We start from the raw sequence: 3983 nt of genomic DNA, 5'->3' as shown, positions 1-3983 counted from the left end.
GGCCACGGGTGTGGGGGCCGCCGCGCCGGAGGTGCAGAGCCCCCCCGCCCCGGCCGGGGCCGGGCCGCGGGGACTTCTCGCTCCGAGGACGCCGAAGGCGCCGGGAGCGCCCGGGCGCGCCCCGGGCCGCGGTCAGGCGCCGACGTAGGCCGCCAGGTGCTCGCCGGTCAGGGTGGAGCGGGCGGCGACGAGGTCGGCCGGCGTGCCCTCGAAGACGACCCGGCCGCCGTCGTGGCCCGCGCCGGGCCCCAGGTCGATGATCCAGTCGGCGTGCGCCATGACCGCCTGGTGGTGCTCGATGACGATGACCGACTTCCCGGAGTCGACGAGCCGGTCGAGCAGGCCGAGCAGCTGCTCGACGTCGGCCAGGTGCAGGCCGGTGGTCGGCTCGTCGAGGACGTAGACGCCGCCCTGGTCGGCCATGTGGGTGGCCAGCTTGAGCCGCTGCCGCTCGCCGCCGGACAGCGTGGTGAGCGGCTGGCCGAGGCTGAGGTAGCCGAGCCCGACGTCGGCGAGCCGCTCCAGGATGCGGTGCGCGGCCGGTGTCCGCGCGTCGCCCTCGCCGAAGAACCGCTCGGCCTCCGTCACCGACATCGCGAGCACCTCGCTGATGTCCCGGCCGCCGAGGTGGTGGTCCAGCACCGACGCCTCGAACCGCTTCCCCTCGCACTCCTCGCAGGTGGTGGCGACGTTGGCCATCATCGCGAGGTCGGTGTAGATGACGCCCGCGCCGTTGCAGTTGGGGCAGGCGCCCTCGGAGTTGGCGCTGAACAGCGCCGGCTTCACCCCGTTGGCCTTCGCGAACGCCTTGCGGATCGGGTCGAGCAGGCCCGTGTACGTCGCCGGGTTGCTCCGCCGGGAGCCGCGGATCGCGCCCTGGTCGACCGACACCACGCCCGCGCCGGGCGGGATCGACCCGTGCACGAGCGAGCTCTTGCCCGAGCCCGCGACACCGGTGACCACGACCAGCACCCCGAGCGGGACGTCCACGGAGACGTCCCGCAGGTTGTTCGCCGTCGCGCCGCGGATCTCCAGCGAGCCGGTGGGCTTGCGCACCGCCTCCTTGACGACGGCCCGGTCGTCGAGGTGGCGGCCGGTGATGGTGTCGCCCGACCGCAGCCCCTCCACGGTGCCCTCGAAGCAGACCGTGCCGCCGCCCGAACCGGCGCCCGGGCCGAGGTCGATGACGTGGTCGGCGATCGCGATCGTCTCCGGCTTGTGCTCCACCACGAGCACCGTGTTGCCCTTGTCCCGCAGCCGGCGCAGCAGGCCGTTCATCCGCTGGATGTCGTGGGGGTGCAGGCCCGTGGTGGGTTCGTCGAAGACGTAGGTGGTGTCGGTGAGCGAGGAGCCGAGGTGGCGGATCATCTTCACGCGCTGCGCCTCGCCGCCCGACAGGGTGCCCGACGGCCGGTCGAGCGCGAGGTAGCCCAGGCCGATCTCCACGAACGAGTCGAGGGTCTGTCCGAGCGTGGCGAGCAGCGGCGCCACCGAGGGCTCGTCGAGGCCGCGGACCCACTCGGCGAGGTCCGTGATCTGCATCGCGCAGGCGTCGGCGATGTTGATCCCGCCGATCCTCGACGCCCGGGCGCCCTCGCTGAGCCGGGTGCCGTCGCACTCGGGGCAGGCGGTGAAGGTGACCGCCCGGTCCACGAACGCCCTGATGTGCGGCTGCAGGGCGTCCTTGTCCTTGGAGAGGAACGACTTCTGGATCTTGGGGATCAGGCCCTCGTAGGTCAGGTTGACCCCGTTGACCTTCACCTTGGTCGGCTCGCGGTAGAGGAAGTCCTGCATCTCCTTCTTGGTGTACTTGCGGATCGGCTTGTCCGGGTCGAGGAAACCCGACTCGATGAAGATCCCCACGGTCCACCAGCTGTCGACCTTGTAGCCGGGGATCGTGATCGCGCCCTCGGCGATCGACTTGGTGTCGTCGAAGAGCTGGGTGAGGTCGATGTCGGAGACCTTGCCCCGGCCCTCGCAGCCCGGACACATGCCGCCGGTGCGGCTGAAGGTCTGCTTCACCGTCTTGCTGCCGGTGCCCCGTTCGACCGTGATCGCGCCGCTCGCGCGGACCGAGGGGACGTTGAAGGAGTACGCGTTGGGCGAGCCGATGTGCGGGTCCCCGAGCCGGCTGAAGAGGATGCGCAGCATCGCGTTGGCGTCGGTGGCGGTACCGACGGTGGAGCGGGGGTCGGCGCCCATCCGCTGCTGGTCGACGATGATCGCGGTCGTCAGGCCTTCGAGGACGTCCACCTCGGGCCGGGCCAGGGCCGGCATGAAGCCCTGGACGAAGGCGCTGTAGGTCTCGTTGATCAGCCGCTGCGACTCCGCGGCGATCGTGCCGAACACCAGCGAGCTCTTGCCGGAGCCGGAGACGCCGGTGAACACCGTCAGCCGGCGCTTCGGGATCTCGACGCTGACGTCCTTGAGGTTGTTCACCCGCGCGCCGTGGACGCGGATCAGGTCGTGGCCGTCGGCCACGTGCGAGTCGGTCGACTCGGGGGACTGCGTGTCGGGCCTCGGGGCCTTGCTCATCGTGTCTCCGTATCCGTGACGCGGGCGGCGGCCGGGCGGGCCCGCTCACACGGTCTCCGTCGGCGTCGCCTGGTTCGATCTCGATCCAACCACTTCGGGGCACCGCCCGGCCGCCGTCCGGATCTTCGCGGGCCCTCGCGGACGTGCGCGCACGTGCGGTGACGTGCGAGGACGTGCTCGGGCCTGCGGCGATCTTCGCGAGCGGGCGGGCAGCGAGTGAGCATACGGGCAGGCTCTGACAACGGCGGTCCTGCCGGCCGGCCGGCCGGTGGTTCCGCCTGCGGACGGTCCGGCGAGCGACGGCCCGGCGCGACGGCCCGGCGAGCGACGGGCCCCGCGCGCCCGACGCGCCGCGGGTGCGGGCCCCGGGGCTCAGCCGGTGGCCGCCGCCGCCTCGGCGAGGGCGTCCAGCACCGGCCGGATCAGCGGGTGGCCGTCCGCACCGGCCCGGACCGCGGCGAACACCCGGCGGGTCGCGAGCGCGCTGTCCACCGGCCGCACCGCCACCCGTCCGAGGTCCACCCCGAGCAGCGCGGAGCGCGGCACCAGCGCCACCCCCGCACCGGCGGAGGCTAGCGCGACGACGGCGCGGAAGTCGTCGGAGGAGTGCACCAGGCGCGGTTGGAAGCCCGCGTGCTCGCAGGCCAGCAGCACCACGTCGTGGCACGGGTTGCCGGGGTAGGGGCCGATCCACGGCTCGGCGGAGAGGTCGGCCACCGCGATCGGGCCGTCGCCGGTGGCCAGCGGGTGGCCGAGCGGCAGCACCGCCTCGAACGGTTCCGCGTACAGCGGGACCCTGGTCAGCCGGGCGTCGTCGCCGCGCGGCGCGCCCCGGTACTCGACGGCCACCGCGAGGTCGGCGCGCCCGTCCAGGACCATCGGCAGGCTGGCGTCGCCCTCCGCGTCCAGCACCTTGAGCCGGACACCGGGGGCACGGGTGGCCAGGGTGCCGATGGCGGGGGCGAGGACCAGCGAGATCCCGGTGGCGAAGGACGCGACGGTGACCTCCCCGGAGACGCCCGCGCTGTAGGCGGCGAGGTCCGCCTCGGCGCGTTCGAGCTGGGCGAGGACGGCGTCGGCGTGGCCGAGCAGGATCTCGCCGGCGGCCGTGAGGCGGACGCCCCGGCCCTCGCGCGCCAGCAGGTGGTGCCCGGTCTCCTGCTCCAGCGCGGCCAGCTGCTGCGAGACGGCGGAGGGGGTGAGGTAGAGGGCGGCCGCGGCGGCGGTCACGGTCCGGTGGTCCGCCACCGCCCGCAGGGTCCGCAGCCGTCTTGCGTCGATCACGGGCCAATTCTGCCAGCGCCGGAGCGGCCGGCGGGTCGGGGGTGGCCACCGGGGCCGGTGGGACCGGTGGGGCGGCGGCGTTCCCCCGGCGGTGGCGGCGCCGGGGCGGCCGCGGGTGCCCCGGAACCGCGAACGGGAGTGGGACGTCGGACGGGCCGACGTCC

At 74.1% G+C, this 3983-nt stretch carries 2 protein-coding genes; both read right to left on the bottom strand.

The features are described from left to right. Positions 1-132: 132 nt before the first annotated feature. The gene (locus ABZY91_RS41605; RefSeq protein ID WP_329952909.1) at positions 133-2535 is read right to left on the bottom strand and encodes an excinuclease ABC subunit UvrA; all 2403 of its coding nucleotides are present in this window, start codon (positions 2533-2535) and stop codon (positions 133-135) included. Positions 2536-2907: 372 nt separating this feature from the next. Next, positions 2908-3819, bottom strand: a complete 912-nt coding sequence (locus ABZY91_RS41600) for a LysR family transcriptional regulator (protein ID WP_355409397.1) — start codon at positions 3817-3819, stop codon at positions 2908-2910. Positions 3820-3983 lie beyond the last annotated feature (164 nt).

The sequence above is a fragment of the Kitasatospora sp. NPDC002965 genome (assembly GCF_040611255.1).
In the GTDB taxonomy this organism is placed as follows: Bacteria; Actinomycetota; Actinomycetes; order Streptomycetales; family Streptomycetaceae; genus Kitasatospora.
Note: the sequence above shows the minus strand (reverse complement) of the source record. Positions and strands in the feature narration are given on the sequence as shown.

Coding starts and splice junctions, on each gene's coding strand:
- ABZY91_RS41605 (WP_329952909.1), bottom strand. CDS start 2,535: ATGAGCAAGGCCCCGAGGCCCGACACGCAGTCCCCCGAGTCGACCGAC.